General features: G+C 69.7%; 24 protein-coding genes. 13 read left to right on the top strand and 11 right to left on the bottom strand.

What is annotated here, in order from left to right; genetic code table 11:
* The first annotated feature begins 4 nt into the window (after positions 1–4).
* The 7 genes from AB0K12_RS04445 (at position 5) to AB0K12_RS04415 (ending at position 5,757) form a co-directional block, all read left to right on the top strand.
* Positions 5–1,327, top strand: a complete 1,323-nt coding sequence (locus AB0K12_RS04445) for an ABC transporter substrate-binding protein (RefSeq protein WP_364555492.1) — start codon at positions 5–7, stop codon at positions 1,325–1,327.
* A 12-nt stretch (positions 1,328–1,339) separates the two neighbouring features.
* The gene (locus tag AB0K12_RS04440) at positions 1,340–2,716 is read left to right on the top strand and encodes a sugar ABC transporter permease (RefSeq protein ID WP_364555490.1); all 1,377 of its coding nucleotides are present in this window, start codon (positions 1,340–1,342) and stop codon (positions 2,714–2,716) included.
* Positions 2,713–3,624: a carbohydrate ABC transporter permease gene (locus AB0K12_RS04435; RefSeq protein WP_364555488.1), complete on the top strand. Its 912-nt coding sequence runs from the start codon at positions 2,713–2,715 to the stop codon at positions 3,622–3,624. Before AB0K12_RS04440 ends, AB0K12_RS04435 begins: the two co-directional genes overlap by 4 nt.
* A 169-nt stretch (positions 3,625–3,793) precedes the next feature.
* Positions 3,794–4,057 carry a M1 family aminopeptidase gene (locus tag AB0K12_RS04430; RefSeq protein WP_364555486.1) on the top strand — a complete coding sequence of 88 codons (264 nt, stop codon included), beginning with the start codon at positions 3,794–3,796 and terminating at the stop codon, positions 4,055–4,057.
* A 70-nt stretch (positions 4,058–4,127) separates the two neighbouring features.
* Entirely contained in the window at positions 4,128–4,805 is a 678-nt protein-coding gene (locus tag AB0K12_RS04425) for a uracil-DNA glycosylase (RefSeq protein WP_364555484.1), read from the top strand.
* A 10-nt stretch (positions 4,806–4,815) separates the two neighbouring features.
* Positions 4,816–5,142, top strand: a complete 327-nt coding sequence (locus tag AB0K12_RS04420) for a hypothetical protein (protein ID WP_345397482.1) — start codon at positions 4,816–4,818, stop codon at positions 5,140–5,142.
* Between the two features lie 324 nt (positions 5,143–5,466).
* Positions 5,467–5,757 carry an MTH1187 family thiamine-binding protein gene (locus AB0K12_RS04415; RefSeq protein WP_364555481.1) on the top strand — a complete coding sequence of 97 codons (291 nt, stop codon included), beginning with the start codon at positions 5,467–5,469 and terminating at the stop codon, positions 5,755–5,757.
* 185 nt (positions 5,758–5,942) lie between these two features.
* On the opposite strand, the gene AB0K12_RS04410 is transcribed toward AB0K12_RS04415, so the two are convergent.
* Together AB0K12_RS04410 and AB0K12_RS04405 are read right to left on the bottom strand one after the other, a co-directional pair.
* The gene (locus AB0K12_RS04410; RefSeq protein WP_364555479.1) at positions 5,943–6,182 is read right to left on the bottom strand and encodes a heavy-metal-associated domain-containing protein; all 240 of its coding nucleotides are present in this window, start codon (positions 6,180–6,182) and stop codon (positions 5,943–5,945) included.
* Positions 6,179–6,715, bottom strand: a complete 537-nt coding sequence (locus AB0K12_RS04405) for a nuclear transport factor 2 family protein (protein ID WP_364555477.1) — start codon at positions 6,713–6,715, stop codon at positions 6,179–6,181. Before AB0K12_RS04405 ends, AB0K12_RS04410 begins: the two co-directional genes overlap by 4 nt.
* 78 nt (positions 6,716–6,793) lie before the next feature.
* Between AB0K12_RS04405 and AB0K12_RS04400 the strand changes: the two genes are divergently transcribed.
* Together AB0K12_RS04400 and AB0K12_RS04395 are read left to right on the top strand one after the other, a co-directional pair.
* Positions 6,794–7,378 carry a TetR/AcrR family transcriptional regulator gene (locus AB0K12_RS04400; RefSeq protein ID WP_364555475.1) on the top strand — a complete coding sequence of 195 codons (585 nt, stop codon included), beginning with the start codon at positions 6,794–6,796 and terminating at the stop codon, positions 7,376–7,378.
* A 500-nt stretch (positions 7,379–7,878) separates the two neighbouring features.
* Positions 7,879–9,474 carry an FAD-dependent monooxygenase gene (locus AB0K12_RS04395; RefSeq protein ID WP_364555473.1) on the top strand — a complete coding sequence of 532 codons (1,596 nt, stop codon included), beginning with the start codon at positions 7,879–7,881 and terminating at the stop codon, positions 9,472–9,474.
* A gap of 62 nt (positions 9,475–9,536) precedes the next feature.
* On the opposite strand, the gene AB0K12_RS04390 is transcribed toward AB0K12_RS04395, so the two are convergent.
* The 4 genes from AB0K12_RS04390 to glgX form a co-directional block, all read right to left on the bottom strand.
* Entirely contained in the window at positions 9,537–10,520 is a 984-nt protein-coding gene (locus AB0K12_RS04390) for a hypothetical protein (RefSeq protein WP_364555471.1), read from the bottom strand.
* Positions 10,521–10,762: 242 nt separating this feature from the next.
* Positions 10,763–12,472: a malto-oligosyltrehalose trehalohydrolase gene (treZ, locus tag AB0K12_RS04385; RefSeq protein ID WP_364555469.1), complete on the bottom strand. Its 1,710-nt coding sequence runs from the start codon at positions 12,470–12,472 to the stop codon at positions 10,763–10,765.
* On the bottom strand, positions 12,462–14,591 hold the full coding sequence (gene treY, locus AB0K12_RS04380) for a malto-oligosyltrehalose synthase (protein ID WP_364555467.1): 2,130 nt from the start codon (positions 14,589–14,591) through the stop codon (positions 12,462–12,464). The genes treZ and treY overlap by 11 nt, the downstream gene beginning before the upstream one ends.
* Complete coding sequence (glgX, locus tag AB0K12_RS04375; protein WP_364555465.1) at positions 14,584–16,677, bottom strand: glycogen debranching protein GlgX; 2,094 nt, start codon at positions 16,675–16,677, stop codon at positions 14,584–14,586. The genes treY and glgX overlap by 8 nt, the downstream gene beginning before the upstream one ends.
* A 210-nt stretch (positions 16,678–16,887) precedes the next feature.
* Between glgX and mscL the strand changes: the two genes are divergently transcribed.
* Together mscL and AB0K12_RS04365 are read left to right on the top strand one after the other, a co-directional pair.
* Positions 16,888–17,307, top strand: coding sequence for a large conductance mechanosensitive channel protein MscL (gene mscL / locus AB0K12_RS04370; RefSeq protein WP_364555463.1), 420 nt, complete (start codon positions 16,888–16,890; stop codon positions 17,305–17,307).
* 39 nt (positions 17,308–17,346) lie between these two features.
* Positions 17,347–17,922 (top strand): hypothetical protein, encoded by a 576-nt coding sequence (locus AB0K12_RS04365; protein ID WP_364555462.1) that lies wholly within the window; start codon positions 17,347–17,349, stop codon positions 17,920–17,922.
* On the opposite strand, the gene AB0K12_RS04360 is transcribed toward AB0K12_RS04365, so the two are convergent.
* A complete protein-coding gene (locus AB0K12_RS04360; protein ID WP_364555460.1) occupies positions 17,916–21,167 on the bottom strand; it encodes an NACHT domain-containing protein in 3,252 nt (1,083 codons plus the stop codon). The two genes, AB0K12_RS04365 and AB0K12_RS04360, sit on opposite strands and share 7 nt — an antisense overlap.
* A gap of 49 nt (positions 21,168–21,216) precedes the next feature.
* On the opposite strand from AB0K12_RS04360, the gene pip reads away from it, so the two are divergent.
* On the top strand, positions 21,217–22,182 hold the full coding sequence (gene pip, locus AB0K12_RS04355) for a prolyl aminopeptidase (protein ID WP_364555459.1): 966 nt from the start codon (positions 21,217–21,219) through the stop codon (positions 22,180–22,182).
* On the opposite strand, the gene AB0K12_RS04350 is transcribed toward pip, so the two are convergent.
* Together AB0K12_RS04350 and AB0K12_RS04345 are read right to left on the bottom strand one after the other, a co-directional pair.
* A complete protein-coding gene (locus AB0K12_RS04350; RefSeq protein ID WP_364555458.1) occupies positions 22,113–22,724 on the bottom strand; it encodes a phosphatase PAP2 family protein in 612 nt (203 codons plus the stop codon). The genes pip and AB0K12_RS04350 overlap by 70 nt on opposite strands.
* An 83-nt stretch (positions 22,725–22,807) precedes the next feature.
* Positions 22,808–23,065, bottom strand: a complete 258-nt coding sequence (locus AB0K12_RS04345) for a hypothetical protein (protein ID WP_364555456.1) — start codon at positions 23,063–23,065, stop codon at positions 22,808–22,810.
* Positions 23,066–23,189: 124 nt separating this feature from the next.
* Between AB0K12_RS04345 and AB0K12_RS04340 the strand changes: the two genes are divergently transcribed.
* Complete coding sequence (locus tag AB0K12_RS04340; protein ID WP_364555454.1) at positions 23,190–23,984, top strand: universal stress protein; 795 nt, start codon at positions 23,190–23,192, stop codon at positions 23,982–23,984.
* Here AB0K12_RS04340 and AB0K12_RS04335 read toward each other — a convergent pair.
* Both AB0K12_RS04335 and AB0K12_RS04330 read right to left on the bottom strand, forming a co-directional pair.
* A complete protein-coding gene (locus AB0K12_RS04335) occupies positions 23,981–25,099 on the bottom strand; it encodes a glycosyltransferase (RefSeq protein WP_364555453.1) in 1,119 nt (372 codons plus the stop codon). The genes AB0K12_RS04340 and AB0K12_RS04335 overlap by 4 nt on opposite strands.
* A complete protein-coding gene (locus AB0K12_RS04330) occupies positions 25,096–26,070 on the bottom strand; it encodes a glucosyl-3-phosphoglycerate synthase (protein ID WP_364555451.1) in 975 nt (324 codons plus the stop codon). The genes AB0K12_RS04335 and AB0K12_RS04330 overlap by 4 nt, the downstream gene beginning before the upstream one ends.
* Positions 26,071–26,089: the final 19 nt, after the last annotated feature.

The following is a 26,089-nucleotide window of genomic DNA, read 5'->3' as shown; positions in this document are numbered from 1 at the left end:
AGCCATGCGAAAAGGCAGAGCAGCAGCGATCCTGGCCGGGCTCGCGGTAGCCGTCGCCGCCTGCGGTAACGCGCCGACGACCACCGAGCCCACGGCGTCGGAGTCGGCTCCCGCGTCCGACGGCGCCAAGACGCTCCAGGGCGTGAAGCTCGAAGTCGCCGCCAAGTGGACCGGGGCGGAGCAGAAGAACTTCGAGCAGGTGCTCAAGGCTTTCTCCGACAAGACCGGCGCCGAGGTCACCTACGCCTCCACCGGTGAGGACACCGGTGCCTACCTCGGCCCGCGCATCCAGGGCGGCAGCCCGCCCGACGTGGCCATCCTGCCGCAGCCGGGTCTGGTGCAGCAGTACGCCGAGCAGAACGCGCTCAAGCCGCTGACCGACGACGTGGTCAAGGAGATCGACGCCAACTACACGCCGTACTGGAAGGAGCTCGGCTCCGTCGACGGCAAGGTGTACGGCGTGCTGGTCAAGGCCGCGCACAAGTCGCTGGTCTGGTACCGCTCGCAGGCGTTCGAGGACGCCGGCGTGCAGCCGCCCACCAACTGGGACGAGATGGTCAAGGCCGCTCAGACCATCGCCGACTCCGGCACCCCGCCGTTCTCCTTCTGTGGCGCCTCGGGCTGGACGCTGACCGACCTCTTCGAGAACGTCTACCTGTCCACCGCGGGCCCGGAGAACTACGACAAGCTCTCCAAGCACGAGATCCCGTGGACCGACGACACCGTCAAGGTGGCGCTGGAGAAGATCCAGCAGATTGTCTCCAAGAGCGAGTTCCTGGTCGACGGCACCTCCGGCACCATGCAGACGGACTTCCCGACCTGCGTGAGCAAGGTCTACGGCACCGACAAGGCGGCCATGGTCATCGAGGCCGACTTCGTGGCCGTCGAGGCCGACCAGTCGGGCGCCAAGCTGGGCGAGGAGGCGAAGTACTTCCCGTTCCCCTCGGCCGGTGACACCGCCCCCGTGGTGCTCGGCGGCGACGTCGCCGTGGCGATGAAGGACAACCCCGGCGCGATGGCGCTCGTGCAGTTCCTGGCCTCCAAGGAGGGCGGCGAGGTCTGGGCCAAGCTCCCCGGCTACCTGTCGCCCAACAAGAACGTCTCCCCCGACAACTACCCCGACCCGCTGACCAAGCAGCTTGGCCAGACGATCGTCTCCGCCGGTGACGCGGTCCGCTACGACATGTCCGACCTGGCCCCCAGCGCGTTCGGCGGCACGGACGGCAAGGGCGAGTGGAAGGTCCTGCAGGACTTCCTGCGCGACCCCAGCGATGTCAAGGGCACCCAGGAGGCGCTCGAAGCCGAGGCCAAGAAGGCCTGGAAGTAAAGAGGTAAGGCCGTGACCGAACGGTTGGACGGCCGGCAGGACTCGCCCGCGGCCACCGCGGGCGAGCCCCCCACCGGACCGGCTGAAACCCCCCGTACGAGAAAACGCCTCGGCCCCTCGCCGGCGGTCGCCATCGCCTTCCTCCTCCCAGCGGCGGTGCTGCTGGGCATCTGGGTGGTCTATCCGATCGTCTACTCGATCTTCCGGAGCCTGTTCGACGCGGCGGGCACCGGATTCGTGGGCCTGGGCAACTACGCCACGATCTTCAGTGATCAGGGCATGCTCACCACCATCCGCAACAACCTCATCTGGGTCGTCGTCGCACCGATCATCGTCACCACCCTGGGACTGATCTTCGCGGTGCTGACCGAGCGCATCAGATGGGCGACCGCGTTCAAGCTGATCGTGTTCATGCCGATGGCCGTCTCCCTGATGGCGGCGGGCGTCATCTTCCGCCTCGTCTACGAGGAGAACCCGGACAAGGGCCTGGCCAACGCCGTCCTCACCACCGTGAGCGACACGTTCTCCTCCTCGCAGGGCTACCCCGAGGCCAGGCCGCGCGAGGGCGACCAGTCGCCCGTGGCCGACGAGGCGGGCTCGGTCGTCACCAAGCAGCCCGTGCAGAGCGGGCAGCCGGTGCTGATCCCGATCGTCGGCGTCAAGCCGGACGTGCTGCCCTCCGGCGCCCAGCCCGCCAAGGCCGCCACCGGTCCTGGGCTGTCGGGCACGGTGTGGTTCGACTTCACGCCGGGCGGCGGCGGCCAGAGCGGCGCCGTGGACGGCACGGAGAAGGGCCTGCCCGGCATGACCGTCGAGGCCGTGCAGCAGAACGGCGAGGTCGCGGCCACCACCACGACCGCCGCCGACGGCACGTTCCGCTTCGACGGGCTGGCCGACGGCACCTACACCGTACGGCTGCCGAAGGACAACTTCGAGGCCTCCTACAACGGCCTGACCTGGCTCGGCCCGACCCTCATCACCCCGGCGATCATCGGGGCGTTCGTCTGGGTGTGGGCAGGTTTCGCCATGGTGCTGATCGCGGCCGGCCTCGCGGCCATCCCGCGTGACTCGCTGGAGGCCGCCCGCATCGACGGCGCCACGGAGTGGCAGGTGTTCCGCAAGATCACCGTGCCGCTGCTGTCGCCGGTCCTGCTCGTCGTCTTCGTGACGATGATCATCAATACCTTGAAGGTGTTCGACCTGGTGTTCATCATCGCCCCAGCCTCGGTGCAACCCCAGGCGAACGTGGTCGCGCTGGAGATGTGGCGCGTCTCCTTCGGCGGCGGGAACAACCAGGGGCTGGGCAGTGCACTGGCCATCTTCCTGCTGATCCTGGTCCTTCCCTTCATGATCATGAACATCCGACGGTTCCGGAGGGGAGACTCATGACCACCGCGACCGCCACCGCATCCTCCGGCGCCTCGTCGGGGCTGGAGTCCGGCACGCCGCGCAGGAGCGTGGTCAGCAAGCTCGTCGATCGCGTGGGCGGCGGCGCCGTCCAGGTCATCATGGTGGTGCTGGGCCTGTTCTGGCTGGTGCCGACCCTGGGCCTGCTGGTCGTCTCCATGCGTACGACGCAGGTCAACAACGCCGAGGGCTGGTGGACCGTCTTCACCAAGCCGGCCGAGCTGACCCTGCAGAACTACGCCAACCTGCTCGGCAGCGGGTTCACCGCCTCGTTCTGGAACACCGTGGCCATCACGGTGCCCACCACGGTCCTGGTGATCGGCATCGCGGCCATGGCGGCGTACGCGTTCGCCTGGATGGACTTCCCCGGCCGTGACGTCAGCTTCCTCGTCGTGGTCGGCCTGCTCATCGTGCCGATCCAGATCGCGCTGATCCCCATCGCGTCCTTCTACGGGTCCACCGGCATCTTCGGCTCGATCCCCGGCGTGGTGCTGTTCCACGTGGCGTTCGGCCTGCCGTTCGCGATCTTCCTGCTGCGGAACTTCTTCGTGGGCATCCCCGCCTCGCTGCTGGAGGCCGCCCGCATGGACGGCGCATCCGAGTGGAAGATCTTCATGTCGGTGGTCTTCCCGCTGGGCAAGCCCGCCATCGCCTCACTGGGCATCTTCCAGTTCCTGTGGGTGTGGAACGACATGCTCATCGCCTTGGTCTTCGCCAACACCGGCAACCAGCCGATGACCAAGTACCTGCAGTCGCAGATGCGGCAGTTCGGGTCGAACGTCGACATCCTGTCGTCGGGCGCGTTCATGTCGCTGATCATCCCGCTGGTCCTGTTCTTCGCGTTCCAGCGGTACTTCGTCCAGGGCATGATGGCCGGCTCCGTGAAGTGACCGGCCTGAGCTGACGGGCGCCCGTTCACCCGAGGGGGGTGGGCGGGCGCCCGCCCGCGCGCCCGAGGTCGGCTACGCGCTGGAGACCCAGACCAAACCCGTCTACCCCGGCGCGCCCGGCGAGTCGCTGCTCGCGCACGAGCTGGCGCACCAGTGGTTCGGCAACTCGGTGACCCCGACCGCCGACCCCAGCGGCCCCCAGAACCTCTTCCACGCCCCCGTCTACGACCGCGGCGCCATGACCCCGCACGTCCTGCGCGGCACGGTCGGCGACCGTACGTTCTTCGCCATCCTGCGGGCCTGGGCCCGCGAGCACCGCTACGGCAACGCCGACACCGCCGCCTTCGTCTCCCTCGCGGAGCGCGTCTCCGGCCGGCGCCTCAGGGCTCTCTTCGGCGCCTGGCTCCACCAGCCCGGCAAACCGTCCCTGTGATCATTCTGGTACGGCTCGTCCCCGACGTTTCGGCGGCAAGCCGTACCAGACCTGACTAAGCTCAACACCCATGGCCGGTCGTCCCCTGAACGAAGTCGTCGAAACCGGATGGGCACGCGCGCTCGAGCCCGTCGCCGAGCAGATCGCCCACATGGGCGAGTTCCTGCGCAAGGAGATCGCCGAAGGCAGGCAATACCTGCCCGCGGGCGCGAACGTCCTGCGCGCCTTCAACCAGCCCTTCGACGACGTCAAGGTGCTGATCGTGGGCCAGGACCCCTACCCCACCCCCGGCCACCCCGTCGGGCTGTCGTTCTCCGTCGCCCCCGACGTGCGGCCGCTGCCCGGCAGCCTGGTCAACATCTACAAGGAGATGGAGACCGACCTCGGCCTGCCCCGCCCCTCCAACGGCGACCTCACCCCGTGGGCCGAGCAGGGTGTCCTGCTGCTCAACAGGGTGCTCACCGTCATGCCGGGCAAGCCCGCCTCCCACCGGGGCAAGGGCTGGGAACAGGTCACCGAGCAGGCCATCCGCGCCCTCGTCGCGCGCCAGAAGCCCATGGTCGCCATCCTGTGGGGCCGCGACGCCCGCAACCTCGCCCCCATGCTCGGCGACATCCCGCGCATCGAGTCCGCCCACCCCTCCCCCCTCTCCGCACGCAGCGGCTTCTTCGGCTCGCGGCCCTTCAGCCGCGCCAATGAGCTGCTCGTCCAGCAAGGCGCCGCGCCTGTCGAGTGGAAGCTGCCCTAGCATCGTCGCCATGACTGATGAAGAACCGAAGTTCCTGCGTCTCACGGTCGAGCTGACCGTCGAGGTGCTCGACATGGACGCGCTTCAGGCGGCGGCGCTGCGTGAGATCAGGCACCCCGACGCCGACCTGACCGACGAGGAGCGCACGGAGCAGGCCGAACTGGTCGCCTCCGACGACAGCGGCGCCTCCGCCCTGCAGTGGCTGATCGAACCCGACCACGTGCTGCAGCTCGTCGACCACATCGACGAGATCGAACCCCGGGAGGCCGTCCTCGGCGTCGAGCCGTCCGAGGGGCCCAGCGAGGAAGAGGACGAGGAAGAGCACGACCACGCGTGACCCGTACGGCGTCAGCCACGACGTCACCCGAACGTCGTGGCTCTCCGCCCTCACCCAACCCCCCATCCCCCCACTCCCGCACCCAGGGCCTCTCCACCCCGGCTTCCCGACCGGCTTCCCCACCCCCGGTAGCCCTCCTCCGGTTTCCCGCCTCTCCGCCTCTCCGCCTCTCCGCCTCTCCGCCTCTCCGCCTCTCCGGCTCTCCGGCTCTCCGGCTCTCCCGAGGCGCGATCGCCGCCTCCCCGATTCGCTTGCCGGCCCTTCCCTGCCCCCGCTTGTATCGCTGGTTAGGATCTTCTCCTGACGCCGCGAAGAGGGAGCCTCATGATCGTCGCATTCTCCATCACCCCGCTGGGCGTCGGCGAAGGAGTCGCCGAACCCGTCGCCCGCGCCGTCAAGGTCGTCCGCGAAAGCGGCCTCCCGAACCGCACGGACGCGATGTTCACCACCATCGAGGGCGAGTGGGACGAGGTCATGGACGTGGTGAAGCGGGCCGTGGACGCGGTGGCAGAGGTCGCCCCCAGAGTCAGCCTCGTCCTGAAGGCCGACATCAGAGAAGGCGTAACAGACGGCATGACCTCAAAACTCGAATCCCTGGAACGCCACCTCACCTGACCCAGCCCCACCTCCACGAGCCGAAGCCCCAGCCCAAAGACCCACAGTCCGAAGGCCCAGACCGGCTGACCGCACCGGCTGACCCCATCGACTGACGGCACCGGCTGACGGCACCGACTGACGGCACGGGCTGACCAGACCGACCCACCGGCCGGCAGGATTGGCTGAGTAGACCGACCGTCTTCTCAGACCGACCGCTCAGCCCCTTGCCCAGGGCCGGGGTCGGTGAGCTCGTAGCCTGCCTCCTCGACGGCGGCCCGGACCTGCGCAAGATCCAGTTCCCGATCGCTGGTCACCGTGACCCGATCCGCCTCGACGTCTACCCGCACGGCAGTGACGCCAGGGACACGTTCGAGCTCTTCGGTGACGGCGTCCGCACAGTGCCCACACGCCATACCGCTCACCACGTACGTACTGGTACTCACGCCGACACCTCCCCACCGGCGCCTCCACCGAAGCGCTCCCCAGAACGATCGCCGGAGGGCCCATCCGAGCGCTCGCCTGCATCCCCGCCAGGACGCTCGCCGAGGTTCTCGTCGGCCACCCGTGCCGCCGAACCGCCCTTCCTCTCCTCCCCAAGGACCGTGCGGGTGAGCATGTGCGCCTCGCGCATCCGCCCATCGCTCGCGAACCGCCCGAAGAAGTACACCTCCATGGCGAACTCCTTCTTCCGCTGCTGGACGTGCATCGTGTAGCGGGCGGCGAGCCGATCTCCATCGGCCACCGCCTCGTGCACCTCCATGCGACTCACAGGCCGGTTCTTGCGTACGGGACGGGTGTGCGCGATCAACTTCTCCCGATCCATCCGGTGACCATCGGCTATCTCGATGATGTCCGCCGTGTGGTAGCGATCCACGATCACCGCCGGATCGTCGTCGTCACGCAGGAGGTCCTCCGTGAAGGAGGCGAAGAACTCGGTGATGAACTCTTTGGGGTCGCTGTCGCTGAGTGGACGCATGCTCACTCCGGTCGGCTGTAGTAACTTTGACAGTACGTCAAAGATACATATGTTATTAAATTTGGCAAGGTGTAAGAATTGAGCTCCCCACCGGCCCGCGCTCGCCGCGCCGACGCCCGACGCAGCCGTGCGGCCATCCTGGATGCCGCGATCAAACTGCTCGACGCCCGGCCGGACGCCAGCGTCGATGCCATCGCCACCGCGGCAGGCGTGACCCGCCAGACCGTCTACGCCCACTTCCCCTCACGACAACGGTTGCTGACGGCAGTGCTCGACCGACTCACGGAAGAGGCGGTGGCGGAGATGGACGCCGCCGACCTCGACACCGGCCCAGCCGCCGACGCCCTGCTGCGCCTGATCGACGCCGGCGCCAGAGCCGCCGGCCGCCACACCAAGCTGATGCAACACCTCAGCACCCTGCCCGTCCCTCCGGACGAGGATCAGACCCGCCACACCCCGGTAGCCGACCGACTGAGACGCGTCATCGAACGCGGCCGGCAAACAGGCGAGTTCGACAACCGCCTCCCGGTGGACTGGCTGATCGCAGCCGTCATCACACTGAGCCACACCGCCGGCGAAGAACGCACCGCCGGCCGCCTCCCCGCCGCCGAGGCCGACGAAGCCCTCCGTGTCAGCCTCCTCCGCCTCCTCCACCCATCCTGACCACACTCCCGCACCAGCGACCGCCCTAGCCCACGCTCTCGCACCAGCGACGATCACCACACCCCGCCGGGACAACACCGCGTTCCGGCACCACACCCGCCCTCACGACAAAGCTCGGCGCACCCCGGCCCGGCAACAGCTCGCAGCAGCCGCGGCGAGTGCTACGCGGCGAGGTGACAGGGGGCCGCAGGCGCGGGTGGCCATTCCGGAAGGGCGCGCACACCGTCCAAGCAGTGGTTCACCGCAGTCGCGGTGGGTGCGCGCCGCAGTCGGAGTGAGTGGGCTGCGGCGGGATGGCGGCGGCTCCGTCGCAGTGCCCTTGCTGGTCGCGCCTCTGCTGCCGTCGCCGATGAGGCCGGCGTGCGGGCCCACGAGGGTGGCCCTGGGTGGGGCGGCGTGTTCTGAGGATGGATTTCGAGATATATCTTGACCTGCTCTTGGACGCGACATATCTTGTTGCGTTGTAGACGCGATAGTACGCGACTCGGGAGGTGGGGGCAATGGAGCAGGAGCGGGTGCCGGTTCTTGTTGTCGGTGGGGGGTATGCGGGGCTCAGTGCGGCGGCGCTGCTGGCTTGGCGGGAGGTGCCGGTCATGCTGGTTGAGCGGCATGCCAGTACGTCCGTGCAGCCCAAGGCGTTCGGGGTCGGGCCGCAAGCTCTGGAGATGCTGCGGTCCGTGCCTGGCGTCGAGGAGGAGCTGACTGCCATCTGGGCGGGCATCGGGGAGAACATGCGGATCGCGATCGCCGGTAGCCTGGCCGATCCTCAGCCGCACATGATCGTGCACGATGAGCAGGAGGAGTTCGCCTTCATGGCTGAGCTCACACCTGTGCCTGCGGTGGGGGCGCCGCAGGCGGAGATCGAGCGGATTCTGCGGACGAAAGCCGAGGATCTTGGGGCTGATCTGCGCTTCTCCACTGAGCTGGTCTCTTTGGAGCAGGACGCCGCCGGCGTCAGCGCGGTGATCAGGGATAAGGATGGTGAGCGGCTCGTACGGGCTGAGTACGTGATCGCCGCCGATGGGTATCGCAGCCCGCTGCGGGCGGCGCTGGACGTGCCTACCTCCGGTAAGGGACCGCTGGGGCAGCTGTGCTCGATCATGTTCGACGCCGACCTTTCGGGACTGGTCAGGGAGCGGGAGGTCACTCTCTGGTATCTGCAGAACGACGTCTTCACCGGCGTGATCGTCACCGGCACCGGGACCGGGAGTCACGTGCTCGGCGTCAATCTCAAGGAGGGTGAGAGCGAGGCCGACTTCACCGAGGAGCGCTGTGTCGAGCTCGTACGGCTGGCCACTGGGCGGCCTGAGCTCGACGTACGGGTGCTCGACCGGCCCCTGGTCGGGATCTCCCACGTGCTGGCCGACACCTACCGTGCTGGACGGGTGTTCTTCGCCGGGGACGCCGCTCACACCATGCCGCCTACTGGAGGGCAGGGTGGGAGTACCGCTCTCGAGGACGGGTGTGACCTGGCGTGGCGGTTGTGGCTCGTGCTCAGCGGGCAGGCGGGGCCGGCCTTCCTCGACACCTACGATGCCGAGCGCCGGCCCATCGGCAGGCTGATGGCCGACTCGCAGCTCGCCAACCTCGGTGTACGCATGCCGCCCGCCGCCCGTGTCGGGTATCCCGAGCCTCTTGAGGATCCGATCGGTGTGCTGCTCGGGCGCCGGTGTCACTCCTCCGCCATCATCGATGAGCCCGGCGATGACGGGTCGATCCTGGAGGACCCGCGTGTTCCGACCGGGCGGCCCGGCAGTCGCGCCCCGCACGTCGTTCTCGACTGGGACGGGCAGCTCATCTCCACCATCGACCTGTTCGGCACCGGGTTCGTCCTGCTGGCCGCCAAGCCCGGTGGTCAGGTGTGGATGGACGCCGGGCGGCTGGTCAAGGATCGGCTCGGGATCGGGCTCACTCGGCTGCTGGTGGGTGACGAGCTTGTCGATGTGGAGGGACGCTTCATGGAGCGGTACGGCGTGCGCGAGGGCGGTGCCGTTCTGGTGCGGCCCGATGGGTACGTCGCCTGGCGGTCCCCCGACGCCGACCCGGACCCGCTGGGGACGCTCGAACGTGTCCTCCGCCGGATCCTCAGCCGCTGACGGCCTACGGGGGCCGGCGGCTGAGCCAAGGTGAGGGCAGGCGGTGACCTGCGGGGTGATGGTCATGCGGCCATCCGGGTGGATTCAAGGGCTCCCAGGTCCCGGGCTCCGAGGCCCGGGGTGGTGTGGCGGGGGGCTTGGGTGGCGCAGAGCCAGCTGTTGAGGGAGCCGGTGAAGCCTGAGGGTGGGCCTACCTTGAGGCAGGTGACCACTCCTGCGCCTGGGGTGGGGCCGATTTTGAGTCGCCGGATGCTGCCCGTGCGGCCCAGCTCGCCGGCGTCCGCATCGTAGGGGGTCAGCTGGACGGCGAACGGGAGGCCGCCGTCGGGCTGGTCGGAGGGGTGGATGCGGAGGAAGTCGTCGATCGTGCGGGTGGCGGCTCCCGGGTGGGCGTTGAGGTAGGACAGGTGGTCGGTCACCAGGCGGTCGGCGACCGTGCGAAGGAGGTTGGTCGCGCAGAGGTTGTGGGCGCAGGCGGCGCCGTCGAGGGTGATCTCGGGGAGGGCGAAGCGGCGCAGGCCCCTCGACGTGACGCGCAGGCAGTCGCAGGCGCCCATGTCGGCAGGGTCCCAAGGTGGGCAGGTGGCGGCGTCGTGGACCTGGACGTCCCAGGACAGCCAGTCGTCGGTGAGGCGGAAGTGGGTGGGCTCGCCCGAGCAGCGGCCGCAGGTGAGGATGGTCGAGGCGGTCAGGGGGTCGATCAGCAGGCCGTCGCACTCCTTGGCCATGGCTCTGGCGGCGGCCCTCGCCACTTGGGCGGCGGTGGGCAGCCGGTGCGGGGGTGCTGCCGAGGTGACCACCAGGTGTTGTCTGGTGCGGCGCAGGCGGCGTCTCTCGTCGTCGGTGAGGCCGGCGCCCGCGGGTCTCCACTGGGTGGTGTGGTGGGTGACCGCCAGCATGCCGGTGGCCGCTGCACTGATCGCCGCTCGCCGGTGGGGGGAGCCGATGCGCCAAGGAATGAAGGACGTGGGGTCGAACGGCAGGTGTTCCATGGCGACGACGAAGCGGGAGGTCGTGGTGGCCGGCAGGGGGAGGGTGATCTTCATGGGTCGGGGCCTTCGCGGAACTGAGGGTGGATGTTGGCTGCGGCGATCCGGTGAAGCGTGGATCAGACGGCAACCAGGATGAGCGAAGGCGGGTGGGGTTCGGGGATGGGAATGCGGTTCTGTGGATGGGGGGAGCTACGGCGGGCCGGTCTGTGGATAACCTCGGGCGACCGAAGCCCCTGGGCCGAGGAACCGGAGGCTGAGGGCTGGGGGCGCCGGAAGTTCAGCGCCCCCATGAGAGGTCAGGCGGGGCGGGTGATGGCCATGGATTGGGCCGGCAGGCGTAGGCCGTCCGTGTCGGTAGATATGGGCTCGTCGGACGCCAGCAGCACCGTTCCCTTGCCCACCGGCACCGTCACCGTCTCCTGCGCGACGTTCACCGCCACCGCCAGCTCCCCCCTCCACATGACCAGCCACCGCGCCAGCGGATCGACCTCCACCCGCACCCGGTCGAGCCGCGGGTCGGACAGTTCGGGCAGGGCTTTGCGGAGGGCGATCAGGTCGCGGTACCAGCACAGCAGCGACCAGTGCGCCTCCTCCTTGGCCTCGCTCCAGTCCAGCTTCGACCGCAGGAACGTCTCCTCGTCGGACGGGTCGGGCGCGTCCCAGCGGTAGCCGTACCCGACGAACTCGCGGGCGCGCCGCGTCCCCTCACTCCCCCGCAGCTCCTGGTCGACGTGGTCGGAGAAGAACAGGAACGGCGAGCGCGCCCCCCACTCCTCCCCCATGAACAGCATCGGCGTGAACGGCGAGGTGAGCAGCAGCCCGGCGCCGAGCTTGAGTGCGGGCAGCGGGAGGCGGTCGCCGAGCGGGCGGTTGCCGATCTGGTCGTGGTTCTGCAGGCAGGCGACGAGCCGGTGTCCCGGCACGCCGGCGAAGGAGTGGCCGTGGGAGCGGGCGCGGAAGCTGGAGTACGTCCCGTCGTGCACGACGCCGTGCGTGAGCACCTTGGCCAGCGCGGAGAGGTCGGCGAAGTCCTGGTAGTAGCCGTGGCTCTCGCCGCTGACCGCGCAGTGCAGGGCGTGGTGGACGTCGTCGTTCCACTGCGCGGTCATGCCGAGGCCGCCCGCGTCGAGCGAGCGGACCATGCGCGGGTCGTTCAGGTCGGACTCGGCGATCAGCGACAGGGGACGCCCGACGGCGCAGGCGAGCGCGTCCACCTCGGCGGCGAGCTCGGCCAGCAGGTGGGTGGCGCGCCGGTCGTGCAGCGCGTGGACGGCGTCGAGGCGCAGGCCGTCGATGTGGTAGTCGCGCAGCCACTGCAGGGCGTTGCCGATGAAGTAGCGGCGTACCTCGTCGGAGTCGGGCCCGTCGAGGTTGACCGCCTCGCCCCAGTAGCTGCCCTCGAAGCCGGCGAAGTACGGGCCGAAGGGCCGCAGGAAGTTCCCCGACGGCCCGAGGTGGTTGTAGACGACGTCGAGGATGACGCCGAGCCCGGCCCGGTGGCAGGCGTCCACGAACGACTTGAGCCCGTCGGGCCCCCCGTACGTCTCGTTCACCGCGTACAGATCGACGCCGTCGTACCCCCAGTTGCGGGTGCCGGGCACGGGCGCGACCGGCATGATCTCGACGAAGTCCACGCACAGCTCGATGAGGTGCGGCAGCTTCTCGATGGCGGCGGCGAACGTCCCCTCCTGGGTGAAGGTGCCGATGTGCAGCTCGTAGACGACGCCGCCGCGCAGGTCGCGGCCCTTCCAGTCGTGGTCGGCCCAGGTGAAGCGGTCGTGCTCGTAGACGGCGCTGGGTCCGAAGATGCCCTCGGGCTGCCGCCGGGAGCGCGGGTCGGGGTAGGGGCCCTCGCCGTCCACCGTGAAGGCGTACCGCGTGCCGTGGCCGGCCTCCGCGACCTCCTGCGACCACCACCCTCCGTCGCCGCGTGTCATCGCCCGGCGGGAGCCCATGGTGTCGACCTCGACCGCCGTCGCCTTCGGTGCCCAGACCTCAAAGATCATGTCTCTCCAGGAGTGCGACCGGGTACTGACCGAGCAGGTGTGCGAGGGGGATGCGGCCGGTGTGGCGGCCGCCGGTGAGCAGGTCACGCCAGTTGCCGGGGGGCAGCGTGAGCGTGGTGGCGCCCCAGCCGGTGGCGGCCAGGCGTACGGGCAGCCGGGTCGCGACGGCCACGGCCTGCGGACGGTCGCCGCGGGCGAAGGCGATCACGTGCCCGGCGCGCTCGCCCTCGGCCCGCAGCGGCAGGTACGCCGCGTCGCCGTCGAGCCGCCGCCGCAGCCGCAGCGCCTGGGTGGTGACGAGCAGCTTGGCGGAGTCCCAAGCGGTCTCCGGTTTGCGCGGGTACGTCACCGGCCGCCGGTTGTCAGGATCGACCAGCGAGAAGTCGGTGGTCTCGTTGCCCTGGTAGACGTCGGGCACCCCGGGCATCATGAGCTGCACCAGCTTGGCGCCGAGCGAATTCGCCATCGCGTACGGGTCGATGCGCTCGGTGAACCCGCCCACCGGCAGCCGCACGGCGGCCTCGGCGAAGGCTCGCAGGCGCCGCTCGTAGGCGGGGTCGGGGTTGACCCAGGAGATCGCGGTCTTGGCCTCGCGCGCCGCCTTCAGCAGGTAGTCGGTGAACCGCTCGGCGGAGATGGGCCAGGCCGCCATGAGGTTCTGCCAGGCCAGGTAGTCGAGGTGCGGGTCGAAGCTGACCTGCGCCGACCACTCGGCCACGGCCGCCGCCCACTCCCCCGGCATCTCCGACAGCACCGACAGCCGCGCCCGCACGTCCTCGGAGCGTTTGGTGTCGTGGGTGGACAGCGTGGTCATCGTGTACGGCGACATCCGCCCGCAGAAGTCGTGGAACTCCTCCACCGGGATCCCGAACACGTCCGGCTCGCCGCCCACCTCGTTGAGGCAGGCCAGCGGGAACCACCGGTAGAGCGCCGTGTCCTCGACGCCCTTGGCCATGACGGGACCGCACGCCTGCTGGAAGCGCACGATCGACTCGGCGGAGCCGTACAGGACCTCCTGCACGAGCGGCCGGACGGCGGGAGAGCAGGTCGCGGCGGCCCGCTCGACGATCTCGACCGACTCGGGCGGCGGCGGCTCGCCGGGCACCACGTACGCGCGATAGACCGGCATCGCGGCGAGCAGCTCGCGCACGGCGTCAGGCGCGCACGAGGTGATCGTGGCCAGCCGGTCCACCTCGGCGCCGAAGAACAGGTCGAGCACCTCCCGCTTGGCCCGCGCCATCACCGGCCGGTAGTCGGCGGGCTGCCCGGTCAGCCGGGTGAACAACTCGACCAGCGGCTCCTTGCCGTCAGGATCGACGAACAGGCCGTTGACCCGGTTGAGCACGTCGTAGCCGGTCGTGCCGTCGCAGGCCCAGTCGGCGGGCAGCCGCTCGGGCCCGATGAGGATCTTCTCGACCACCGTCCAGGCGCCGCCCGTGCGCTCGCGCAGCCGTTCGAGGTAGCCACGCGGGTCGGCCAGGCCGTCGGGGTGATCGACGCGCAGCCCGTCGACCAGCCCTTCGTCCAGCAGCCAGAAGATCACCTCGTGCGTCGCGAACATCACCGCCTGGTCCTCGACGCGCAGCCCGATCAGCGACGACACATCGAAGAAGCGCCGGTAGCCGGGGCCCTCGCGCCAGTCGACCAAGCGGTAGTGGCCGGGGTGGGGGTAGGCGTGCTCGTGGTAGCGCAGCACGTCGCCGTCCACGACGGGCCGCACGTCGTCGCCGATCACGGGCAGCGCGACCGTGCCGTCGGTCCAGTCGATGTCGAACCAGCTCGCGTACCGCGACTCCGGGCCGTCCTTCAGCACCGACCAGAACGCGGCGTTCACGGTGTTCATGTGGTTGGGCACGATGTCGAGCACGATGCCGAGGTCGTGCGCCGCGAGCTGCTGCGCCATCTCCCTGAACCCGGTCGCGCCGCCGAACTCCTCCCTGATCCTGGAGTGGTCGGTGACGTCGTAGCCGTGCCGCGACTCGGGCGTGGCCTGCAGGATCGGCGACAGGTAGACGTGGCTGACGCCGAGGTCGCGGAGCTGGCCGGCGATCTCGGCCACCTCCGCGAAACCGAAGTCGGGGGTGAGCTGCACCCGGTAGGTCGAGGTGGGCCTAGACACGGCGCAGCACCCGTACGCTGCGGCCCGGCACCTCGATGGCGTCCCCCGCCTTCACCACGCGCGCGTCGAGCCTGATCGGCATGGCCGTGTCGATCTCGGTGTGCCACATCTCGCCGTAGTCCTTGGGGATCGTGAAGGTGATCGTGTCGTGGTGGGCGTTGAACAGCAGCAGGAACGAGTCGTCCCTGATCGGCCGGCCCCGCCGGTCGGGCTCGGTGATGGCGTCGCCGTTGAGGAAGACGGCCAGCGACTTGGCGTAGCCGACGTTCCAGTCGCCGTCGGTCATCTCCTCCCCTGACGGGGTGAGCCAGGCGATGTCGTTGAGGCCGCGTACCGGCTTGCCGTAGAAGAAGCGGCGCCGCCGGAAGACCGGATGTTTCTTGCGCAGCTCCGCCAGCGTCTGGGTGAACTCCAGCAGCAGCCAGTTCTCCCTGACGTCCGACCAGTCCACCCAGGTCAGCTCGTTGTCCTGGCAGTAGCCGTTGTTGTTGCCGCGCTGCGTGCGGCCCAGCTCGTCGCCGTGGGAGAGCATCGGCACGCCCTGCGACAGGAACAGCGTGGTGAGGAAGTTGCGCTTCTGCTGCTCGCGCAGCGACTCGACGGCGATGCCCGCGGGGCCCTCCTCGCCGCAGTTCCAGGACCGGTTGTCGTCGGTGCCGTCGCGGTTGCCCTCTTTGTTCGCCTCGTTGTGCTTGTTGTTGTACGACACCAGGTCCTGCAGCGTGAACCCGTCGTGGCAGGTCACGAAGTTGATCGAGGCGGCGGGGCGGCGGCTGTCGTCCTTGTAGAGGTCGCTCGACCCGGTGAACCGGGAGCCGAACTCCGGCAGCGTGGCCGCCTGCCCCCGCCACAGGTCGCGGATGGTGTCGCGGTAGCGGCCGTTCCACTCCGTCCAGCGCGAGGGGAAGTTGCCGACCTGGTAGCCGCCAGGGCCGACGTCCCACGGCTCGGCGATGAGCTTGACCTGCGACAGCACCGGGTCCTGCTGCACCAGGTCGAAGAACGCGCTCAGCCGGTCGACCTCGTGCAGCTCCCTGGCCAGCGTCGAGGCCAGGTCGAACCTGAACCCGTCCACGTGCATCTCGATGACCCAGTAGCGAAGCGAGTCCATGATCATCTGCAGGACGTGCGGCGAGCGCATGAGCAGGCTGTTGCCGGTGCCCGTGGTGTCGACGTAGTAGCGCTTGTCGTTCTCGACCAGCCGGTAGTAGTTGACGTTGTCGATGCCCCTGAAGCCCAGCGTGGGCCCCAGGTGGTTGCCCTCGGCCGTGTGGTTGTAGACGACGTCGAGGATCACCTCGATGCCCGCCTCGTGCAGCGAGCGCACCATCGCCTTGAACTCCAGCACCTGCCCGCCGCGCTGCCCCTGGCTGGAGTAGCGGTTGTGCGGGGCGAAGAACCCGATGGAGTTGTAGCCCCAGTAGTTGGCCAGGCCGCGCTGCTCAAGGATGTGGTCGGTGACGAACTGGTGCACCGGCATCAGCTCGAGCGCCGTCACGCCCAGCTTGGTGAGGTGGTCGAGGATCTCCGGATGGCCGAGCGCCGCGTATGTGCCGCGCAGGTGCTTCGGGATCTTGGGGTGGCCGATCGTCAGGCCCCGCACGTGAGCCTCGTAGATCACCGTGTCGTGGTACGGCGTCGCCGGCGGCCGGTCGTGGCCCCACCCGAAGAACGGGTTGATGACGATCGAGCGCGGCACGTAAGGGGCCGAGTCGACGTCGTTCCTGGAGTCGGGCTGGCCGAAGCGGTAGCCGTAGGCCGCCTCGTTCCAGTCGACCCCGCCCTCGATGGCCATCGCGTACGGGTCGAGCAGCAGCTTGGCCGGGTTGCAGCGCAGCCCGCTCGCCGGGTCGTAAGGCCCGTGCACCCGGTAGCCGTAGCGCTGGCCGGGCCCGATGCCCGGCAGGTAGCCGTGCCAGATGAACCCGTCGACCTCCGTCAGCGGCACCCGGGACTCGACGTTGTCGTCGTCGAACAGGCACAGTTCGACCTTGTCCGCGACCTCGGTGTAGAGCGAGAAGTTCGTGCCGGCCCCGTCGTACGTCGCCCCGAGCGGGTAGGGGTCTCCCGGCCAGATCTCGATCATCGAGGCTCCCTTGCGGTCTTTCCCCATGTTCCGTTCCCCCGCTCCACGCGACAACCCCGCCCCCTGACCACCCTGTTCCTTCCCACGCCACGCCCGTGGTTACTCCGGCCGAGGTCAAAGGGGTGGGCCGTCCCCGACGGCGCGGTATCGGAGACGGCCCACGTCTCCAGCATCGTTTGCCACCGCCCGTTCGGGCTACATGCTGATGTCATGGGCGGTTTCAAACAGTTCTTACTGCGCGGCAACATCGTCGAACTGGCGGTCGCGGTCATCATCGGCGCCACGTTCAGCGGCCTTGTCGAGGCCCTCGTCACCGACCTCGTCACGCCGCTGATCGGCGCCGTGACCGGCGGCCGGCAACCCGACTTCGCCGACTACTCCTTCACGATCAACGGCAGTCGTTTCCTGTACGGCGACTTCCTCAACCACCTGGTCACCTTCCTGATCATCGCGGCCGTCGTCTACTGGCTCATCGTGGCTCCGATGACCCGGCTCGTGAAGCTGTTCGAGCGGGACAAGGCGGCCACCACCAAGCAGTGCCCCGAGTGCCTGTCGGAAATCCCCGCCGAGGCGCGCCGGTGCGCCCACTGCACCGCCCACCTGGTGCCGGATTCGGAAAAACCCAGGTAGTGACGCACGGCACGGGTGCGGGTCCGTCAAGATGGACCGATGAGCGTTGAGTTGATGGTCTGGGACGAACCGGTGCCGATCAGCAGGGACCAGGCGCGCGCGACGTACCTGGCGGTCAAGCGGACCGAGCCCGGCGACGGCCCCGCACCCGACGTCGCCAAGGAGCTGCCGGGAGAGGTCACGCTCTACCCCGGCCACGTGCTGGTGACGATGGACCTCGACACCATGGACGAGGTCGCCGCCCAGGTGTTCACCGTGGCCCGCGCGCACGGCATGGTCTGCTACGACCCGCAGCGCGACCTGGTGCACAACGTGGCGCCGCTCGGGGTCTACGAGGGCATGCAGCTCCACACCGGGGACGGCATGATCGTCAACGACCCCGACCTGGGCCTCGTCCACGACGTCCTGGCCACGATGTCCCCCCAGAACCCGTTCGTCGCGCTGGTCAACTTCGGCCGGCACTTCCTGCAGGTGTCGCCCGGGTACGAGCTGGAGTACAAGGAGGGCACGCTGATCCGCACGATGGTCGAGGACCTGCCAGAGGTCCAGCAGTCCTTCCACGACTACGCGACCGGCGACCGCGCCTTCCTCAACCGGCACACCTGGTCTCAGTGATCGACGACCGTGATGCGGTCGCAGATCAGTTCGGCGTTCAGGTGGTCCGCGTCAGAGGAGATGGAGACGATCTCAAGCGATGGGAGCTCGGCGAGCGGCGCGAGATCCGTGCCGACTGCGATGCCAGTCAGCCACAATTTGCGCAACCCGGACAGTGCGGCCAACGGTGACAGGTCGTTGATCCCATCGCAGAAGGCGAGATCCAGCGTCGTCAGACGGGACAACGAAGCCAGCGGGCGCAGATCGCTGACGGACGTCCCTCCGAGGTCGAGCCCTTCAAGCCCGGTGCACTCCGCCACCGGGCCGAGGTCGGTCAGGTCCGCCATGCCCCACAGGTCGAGATACCGCAGAGACAGTTCCGGCAGCCGGTTCAGGTCCGGCGGCAACGACAGATGGGACAGGCCCAGCTCGCGCACCGACGGAGCCCTCTCCACCACGTCGCCTATCCGAGTGGCCATCGATGCGCCGTCGAGAGTGAGCCACTCCACGCGATCAAGCGGCGGCAGGTCGTCCCAGCTGTCGAGCTGCGACGCGCCGACGAGTGCCAGCGAGCGCAGGTGCGTGAGGCGACGCAGTGGCCGGTAGTCCCCGACGCTGCTCAGGTCGTCGAGGTGGAGGTGCACAAGCTGTGGTAGCCCCGTGAGGAAACCGAGGCTGGGGACGTCCACCGCGCTGATCAACACGTCCGTGAGCGAGGTGAGGAGACTTAACGGAGTCAGATTGGTCGGCAGGGTGAGGGATGACAGCCTGAGCTGGTCCAAGGTATCTCGCCAGTGCAGGAGAGGGCTCAAGTCGTCCAGCTCGAAGTTCCTGACACGCAGCGTCACCGCAGGTGGTATATGGCGCAGCGCCCGGAACTGACCAGGGGTCTCCACGAAGAGCGGCCCCATGCGAGTGGTCTGGGAGAGCACCCTCTTGGCATAGTCATCGGGGTCGAAGTAGCGCCAAGCCTCATTGAGTTCGTCCTGGATGTCCGCGCCCTCATCGCGCGCGTAGCGGGTCAGGACCTCCAGGGCCTTGGGGCCGTTGATCAACCAGGCCGTCCGTACTGTGGCCTTGGCGACGTCGTCCGAGAGGCTGGTGAGGGTGACGGGCAGGCGGTCGAGTACCGCTTCACCGCCGGTCGCGAGCGACCGGGCGGCGGCGAAGTCGCGGGGTGGGATGAGGTCGTCGAGGCAGGCGTGCACGGCCGGTCGCAGATCATCCGGTACGTGGGGCAGGGTTTCGAAGCAGGCGGCCACCAGGAGTTTGAGGCGGCGGCGGTGCCTGGGTTCCTGGTGGATTCTGCGGAGCAGGCCCTCAAGGAGTTCCCGGCGCAGCGGGGCGTTGGCGTGGCCGGCGGCCATGATGACACTCTCCCGCCAGGTGTCGCGGTGCGCGGCGGCGATCAGCGGCTCCAGGTCGCCGTCTTCGGCGGCGGCCCGCGCGGTGAGGTACTCCTGGACGGTCCTGTGCACGAAATCGATGCGGCCGTCCGCGGGCTCCCTGATGACGCCGCTGCGGTCGAGCAGGTACCGCAGGACCTCCTCCCCCGAGGCCGACACCAGGGGCATCCCGGCGACGAGCCGGGCGACCTTGGCCGCGGCCGCGCGGAAGGGCAGCTCCACCCGGTTGCCCATGGACAGCTCCCAGGCCAGCAGCTGCAGGATCTGCAGCTTCTGGGCCCGGTCCAGCCGGAACTCGCCGTAGCTGGGGATCGCCCGCTCGCGGTCGCGGCGTTCGAGCAGCATGTCCAGGGCCGCCGCGTACAGGCCCATGCGGCTGGGCGGGAGCTGCGCGGCCCGGTCGAGGTTGAGCGCGCACAGCATGGACGCCAGCAGCGGGGTTGCGGCGAGGGAGCGCAGGCTGGGGGTGTTCTCCAGGTGGCGCAGCAGCCGGGACTCGATGACGGGCAGCAGCTCGGGCGGGCAGGGCAGGTCGTCGCCGCTTTTGACGGCGGCGTGCCAGTGCTCGACCAGGGCCCGGGTGTCGGAGGGTGTCATGCGTTCGAGGAAGGCGGGTGCGAAGCCCTCACCGTCGAGCCAGGTCGAGCGGGCCGCGGACGGGCGGGAGGTGACGACCACCTTCGTCGCGCCGAACTCCGCGAGCAGCCCGCGCAGCCACGGCTTGATGGCCTGGCGCTGCGTGCCGGTCAGCTCGTCCACGCCGTCCACCAGCAACAACGCCTGCCCGGACGAGAGCCGCCGGTGTACCCAGCCGGCCGGCATGAGCCCGGCGAGCGGATCGGCGACGCCGTCCAGGAACTGCTCCGGCCTGGGCAGCGCGCGGTCGGCGTAGCCGCGCAGCTTGATCAGGAAAGGCACGCAGCCGTTCCACCCGGTCAGCGGGCCGGTGAAGCCGCCGCGCGCGGCGGTGATCGCGAGCCAGCGCAGCAGCGTGCTCTTGCCGCCGCCGGCCTCGCCTCTGAGCAGCATGCGCCGCCCTTGGGCGAGCGCGCTCTCCACGCGCATGGCGGACGGCGCGCCGGCGGGCTCGTGCCACGGCTCGGCGGCGGGCTCGCGCGGGCGGGTCCTGGTGGCGGAGACGGACAGGCTGATGTAGGCCACGCTCAGCGACGTACGCGTGGTGAACCGCTCGACCCGCACCCCGATGAGGTCGAGGGTGTCGAGCGTCCTGCTGACGTGTTCGAGGTAGCGGCGGGTGAACGCGGTGTCCCGGTCGGTGCCGTCGGGCGCCTCCAGGGTCCTGGCGGGAAGCCGTTCGAGCATGACGGCGATGTCGTTGCCCACCTTCGCCAGCCGGGCCAGCGTGTCGGCGGCGGCGCGGGGCTGGAACTCGGGCAGATGTAAGACGATGCGGACGAGGCAGTCGCAGCACTCGTCGAGCACGACCTCGTACAGGCGGGCGGCCGCCTCGGGCAGGTCCTGGGAGGCGGGCAGCGCGGCGCGTACGTCACGGGCGAGGCGTACGGGGTCGGCGGCGGCCGCGAACAGCGCCCGGTCGGACAGGTCGGCGCGGCTCAGTGTGCCGGCCACCTCGGCCAGGACCACGCCCCGGTCGTCGTCGGTCAGCCCCGGATACTCGTGCGCGCACACCTTGAGCACCCGGGCGGTGACGGAGTCGGCGATGTCCTCGATCTGCCGCTCGGCCTTGCGCCGGACGAGCTGGTCGGCGAAATGGGCGCGCATCAGCTCGACGAGGTCCTTGGAGCGGCTTTCCTTGCCCGAGCGCGCGCCGAGCCAGACGCGCGCGGCCCGCTCCCCCACTGCCCTGCCCACGGCCAGCGCCGCCGCATCGAGTGCCACAGCGCCAGTATGGCCATTCATCGGGCAGGATGCGGCAGGATCAGGACGTATGAGAACTCTGTACCCGCCCATCGACCCGTACGACTCCGGCCTGCTCGAGGTGGGCGACGGCAACCAGATCTACTACGAGGTCTGCGGCAACCCCGAGGGCAAGCCCGCGGTCATGCTGCACGGCGGGCCCGGCGGCGGGTGCAACGCCGGGCACCGCCGCCAGTGGGACCCGGAGCGGTACCGGATCGTGCTGTTCGACCAGCGCAACTGCGGCCGCAGCCGCCCGCACGCCTCGGATCCGGCGACCGACCTGAGCACGAACACGACCTGGCACCTGGTCGCCGACATGGAGCGGCTGCGCGAGCACCTGGACATCGAGCGGTGGCAGGTGTTCGGCGGGTCGTGGGGCAGCTCGCTGGCCCTCGCGTACGCCCAGACGCACCCGGACAGGACGTCCGAGCTGATCCTGCGCGGCATCTTCACGCTGCGCCCGCAGGAGCTGCGCTGGTTCTACCAGGAGGGCACCTCGTACCTCTTCCCCGACCTGTGGGAGACGTTCGTGGCGCCGATCCCCGAGAACGAGCGGGACGACCTCATCGGCGCCTTCAGGAAGCGGCTTGAGGGCGACGACGACGCGGCCCGGCTGGCGGCGGCGCGCGCGTGGGCGCAGTGGGAGGGCGGCACGGTCACGCTGATGCCGGATCCCGAGCTGGTCGAGCACTTCGGCGAGGCGGAGACGGCGGTCGCGTTCGCCAGGATCGAGAACCACTACTTCACCCACGGCGGCTGGTTCGAGCCCGACCAGCTCATCAGGAACGCGGACAGGATCCGGCACATCCCGGGCGTGATCGTCCAGGGCCGCCACGACCTCTGCACGCCCATGGCCACGGCCTGGGACCTGCACAAGGCGTGGCCCGAGGCGGAGTTTTACGTCATTCCCGGGGCCGGGCACGCCTACTCGGAGCCGGGCATCCTCGACCGGTTGATCGCCGCCACGGACGGGTTCGCGGACTCGGGGAAGTAGCGCGGCAGGCGGGCGCGCAGCAGCCGTACGGCGGGGGTGATCGCCCCCACCAGGAGCAGCGCGAACAGCGGCGCCAAGGCGAGGCCGAACAGGAAGCCGGCCGCCACGTCGTGCGGGTAGTGCACGCCCACGAACACTCGTGAGAACGCCATCAGCACGGCCAGCGGGAACACCGCCCAGGCCAGGGCGCGCCGGCACAGCACGAGGGTGGCCGCCGCGCCGGCCGCGATCACGGAGTGGTTGCTGGGGAAGGACCAGTCGTCGAGGGGCGGGCACGCGGCGATCGTCGCGATCCCGCCCCGGCACGGCCGGTCCTCCTTCACGAGCACCTTGACGACCTCGCTCAGCACGTACGCGAGCACGATCCCGGCCGGCCCGGCGACGACGAGCGCCAGGTCGCGCGCGGGACCGCGCCAGGCCCGCACCGCCGCCACCACGAAGAGCAGCGCGAACACGAAGAGCCCCGCGTCCGTGCCGATCTCGGCGACGGTGTGCAGCCATGCGGGTGTGCTGAGAGCGAAGTCGACGATGTCGTGGTACACGCCTGTCCAATCGATGAAAGTCCGATGGACAGAACCTTACGAACAGGAAGGCTCCGGCGCCTCCACCATAAGGTGGAAAGTCGTCAGGTCAGGAGCTGACGCGCCAATGCGGCCTGTTTCGACTCCAGCTCGGCGCGGGTGATCAGCCCGCGGTCGAACGCCTCGGTGGTGGCGTCGCGCTCGGCGACGTAGTAGGCGGCCATGATCTCGCTGCGCAGCGGGGTGAAACCGCGCTCGACGCAGTCGCCGAAGACGGTCACCTTCTGCTCCAGCGCGTCGGCGGCGACCGTACAGGCGAGATCCCGTGCCCTGAGCTGCTGAACCGCTTCACGAAGGGTCACGGGGCCGAGAGACCCGTTGAAACGGGTATCAAGAGTGATCTTCACGTTCTTTACGCCTCCGCACGTTGACAACGTTCGGATCAAAGCGGCGTATTCCCAGGTGAGAGTGGGTAAGACGGCCGTCGTGATCGGAGCGCACGTGATCGTCGGATATGCGAACGACCCAGGCGGGCGGGACGCGCTCGCCCTCGCCGGCGTGATCACCCGTGTCACCGGGGGCGAGCTGACGGTCGCCACGATCTACCCTCCGGGCAGCCCAGGGCTGGCGGTCGAGGCGCAGGCCAACCTCGCGCACGCGGCCGAGGAGCTGGGCCCGGTGCCGGCCGAGTACCTCACGTTCGAGAGCAGGGGAACGGGACGCGGCCTGTCGGTGCTGGCCAGCCGGATCAAGGCCGACCTGATCGTGGTCGGCTCCGGGGGCGGCGGGCAGCACGGCCGCATCTCCATCGGCGCCACCGCCGACCACCTGCTGCACATGTCACCCGAGGCGGTCATGCTGGCGCCCGCCGACTACGTCCCGCCCGACGAGCTGACCAGGCTCACGCTGGCCTACGTGCACCGGCCCCAGTGCGACGCCGCGGTCGAGCGGGTGGCGCAGGCCGCGCTGCGGCTCGGCGTGCCGCTGCGGCTGCTCACGTTCGACCTGCGCACCGAGGACCAGGGCAGGCTCCGCGACGACCTCGCGCTCGCCGTGCGCCTGGCCTGGGAGAGCACCGGCATCGAGGCGGAGGCCGAGGTCGCCGAGGGCCACGACGTCGCCGCCGCGCTCGGCGACGTCGAATGGCTGGACGGCGAGCTGCTGGTCTGCGCGGCCAGCGAGGACGCGCAGCCGCACCGGGTGTTCCTCGGCGAGCTGGCCATGAAGGTGCTGCGCGCGTCCCCGCGTCCTGTCACCGTGCTGCCGCGCGGCTTCGGCTAACGCCGCTTGATCACCTGGTCGTACAGCTCCAGGTAGCGATCGGCCATCACCGACGGCGAGAAGCGGCGGCGGGCCTCGCGGCGGCACTCCTCGGGGTCGATCTCGTCGGCCCGCAGCACCCACTCGGCCAGCTCCTCCTCGGTGTCGGCGAGGAAGCCGGTACGTCCGTGGTCGATGATCTCCGGCAGGCAGCCCCTGCGCAGCCCGATCGGGGGCACCCCGAGCGCCAGGGCCTCGACGACGGCGGTGCCGCCCGGCTCGTCCCACTGGATGGGGAACAGGGCGGCGCGGGCGGAGCCGTACAGGTCGTCGCGCTCCTGGCCGCCCAACGCCCCGACCCACTTCACGACCTCGCCGTCGAGGTAGGGGGCCACGTGGTCGAGGTGGTAGCGGACGTCGGGGTGGCTGTGCAGCGGGTGGTAGGGGTTCTGGGCGACGATGTCCAGCTCGGCCTGCGAGTCGCGGGCGCTCACCGGACCGGCCAGCACCAGCGGCAGGCCCAGCTTCTGGCAGATCCTGGCGGCCACGTGCTGGCCCTTGAGCCCGCAGATGCGCCCCATCACCACCAAGTGCTCGCCGCGCGGCACCCGGACGTCCCGCTCGGCCAGCGGGGTCGCCAGGTGGATCGCGCCCAGGGAGGCGGCGCGCAGCGCCTCGGGGGCGCGGGCGAGCTGCGACTCCGACACGCCGTTGACCGCGATCTCGCCGGGAAAGGCGCCGTAGAAGGCGGGATGCTTGCGCAGGTCCCAGTGCAGGGTGTGCAGGACGGGCGGGCCGCCGTACGCCGAGAGCACCGCGGGCCCGACCACCTCCACGTGGTCGTGCACGAGGTCGATGTCGTCGCGCCGGCGCAGCTCGGCCACGACCCGGGCGAGATGGGCGTGGGTGATGCCCATGACCTGGTTGTACGGCTTCTGCAGCTCGCTGAAGCAGCCCTCGTCGTACGCGGAGACCAGCTCGTCCACCTCCAGCGTGCTGGAGCCGACGGAGGCCAGCACCACGCTCACCCCGCGCTCGCGCAGCGCGGGCACCAGCGTGGCCACCACGTTCTCGATCCCGCCGTAGCCCGCCGGCGGCACCTCCAGCCACGGGCCCGCGTTCACCAGGACTCTCATGCCAGATCCTCCTCCAGGACGAGGGAGGCCAGTGGGGGACGCTCCGCCACGGCCACGTCCACCAGGCCCGCCTGTCCTTCGAGCCCGAACTGCAGCAGCGTGTGCCCCGGGGACTCCGAGGCGAGCACGCGGCCCTGGCGCTCCAGCCGCGACCAGGCGGTGTGCATGATCTGCCCGGCCATCCTGCCGAGCGCGGCCATCGACTGATGGGTGTGGGTGCGGTGTCCCAGGTCCACCTGGGCCATCGCGTCCAGCCCGACGAGGTGCAGCAGGTCGACGAGCAGGCCGAACTCGACGCCGTACTCGGTGACGTAGGGGACCTGCTCCAGCACCTCGCGCCGGGCGGCGTACTCGCCGCCGAGCGGCTGGGAGAAGCCGGCCAGCTCGGGCCAGAACATGTTGAGCAGCGGCCGCGCGACCAGCTCGGTGACCCGCCCGCCGCCGCCGCGCTGGACGACCCCGTCGGCCCCGGTGTACGGCCGCTCGTACGTCGCCTTGACGAAGTGCGTGTGGGCGTCCACCAGCAGCGGGCCGACTAAGCCCGACACGTAGTGGGGGCCGAAGCTGCGCAGGTCCGCGTCGATGTAGACGACGATGTCGCCCTTCGAGGCCGCAAGCCCTTTCCACAGGGCCTCGCCCTTGCCGGTGAGCGGTTCGAGGTGGGGCAGCACCTCGTTCTGTGCGACGACGCGGGCGCCCGCCTCGCGTGCGCGCTGGGCGGTCGCGTCGGTGGAGTTGGAGTCGACGACGAGGATCTCGTCGACGAGCGGCATGCGCTCGACGAGGTCGCGGCGAATGGCGGCGACGATGCCGCCCACCGTGCTCTCCTCGTCGCGGGCGGGCAGCACCACGCTCACCGTGGTGTTCCCCTTGGCCATCAGCAGAGCGTCGACCGGCCATTCCGCCGCCGTACTCGAATGCGGTCCGTACCATTCACGGACTCTGGCCAAGGCTCGCAGATCTTTTTCCATGCATCAGCCCCGATCTATA

The sequence above is a fragment of the Nonomuraea sp. NPDC049419 genome, assembly GCF_040676995.1.
In the GTDB taxonomy this organism is placed as follows: domain Bacteria; phylum Actinomycetota; class Actinomycetes; order Streptosporangiales; family Streptosporangiaceae; genus Nonomuraea; species Nonomuraea salmonea.
This window is presented reverse-complemented; position numbering and strand designations above follow the sequence as displayed.

Bases quoted from the DNA above. Each gene is read 5' to 3' on its own strand.
- AB0K12_RS04445 (WP_364555492.1), top strand. From the start codon at position 5: ATGCGAAAAGGCAGAGCAGCAGCGATCCTGGCCGGGCTCGCGGTAGCC.
- AB0K12_RS04435 (WP_364555488.1), top strand. From the start codon at position 2,713: ATGACCACCGCGACCGCCACCGCATCCTCCGGCGCCTCGTCGGGGCTG.
- AB0K12_RS04425 (WP_364555484.1), top strand. From the start codon at position 4,128: ATGGCCGGTCGTCCCCTGAACGAAGTCGTCGAAACCGGATGGGCACGC.
- AB0K12_RS04420 (WP_345397482.1), top strand. From the start codon at position 4,816: ATGACTGATGAAGAACCGAAGTTCCTGCGTCTCACGGTCGAGCTGACC.
- AB0K12_RS04415 (WP_364555481.1), top strand. From the start codon at position 5,467: ATGATCGTCGCATTCTCCATCACCCCGCTGGGCGTCGGCGAAGGAGTC.
- AB0K12_RS04405 (WP_364555477.1), bottom strand. From the start codon at position 6,715: ATGCGTCCACTCAGCGACAGCGACCCCAAAGAGTTCATCACCGAGTTC.
- AB0K12_RS04395 (WP_364555473.1), top strand. From the start codon at position 7,879: ATGGAGCAGGAGCGGGTGCCGGTTCTTGTTGTCGGTGGGGGGTATGCG.
- AB0K12_RS04390 (WP_364555471.1), bottom strand. From the start codon at position 10,520: ATGAAGATCACCCTCCCCCTGCCGGCCACCACGACCTCCCGCTTCGTC.
- treZ (WP_364555469.1), bottom strand. From the start codon at position 12,472: ATGATCTTTGAGGTCTGGGCACCGAAGGCGACGGCGGTCGAGGTCGAC.
- glgX (WP_364555465.1), bottom strand. From the start codon at position 16,677: ATGATCGAGATCTGGCCGGGAGACCCCTACCCGCTCGGGGCGACGTAC.
- mscL (WP_364555463.1), top strand. From the start codon at position 16,888: ATGGGCGGTTTCAAACAGTTCTTACTGCGCGGCAACATCGTCGAACTG.
- AB0K12_RS04365 (WP_364555462.1), top strand. From the start codon at position 17,347: ATGAGCGTTGAGTTGATGGTCTGGGACGAACCGGTGCCGATCAGCAGG.
- pip (WP_364555459.1), top strand. From the start codon at position 21,217: ATGAGAACTCTGTACCCGCCCATCGACCCGTACGACTCCGGCCTGCTC.
- AB0K12_RS04335 (WP_364555453.1), bottom strand. From the start codon at position 25,099: ATGAGAGTCCTGGTGAACGCGGGCCCGTGGCTGGAGGTGCCGCCGGCG.
- AB0K12_RS04330 (WP_364555451.1), bottom strand. From the start codon at position 26,070: ATGGAAAAAGATCTGCGAGCCTTGGCCAGAGTCCGTGAATGGTACGGA.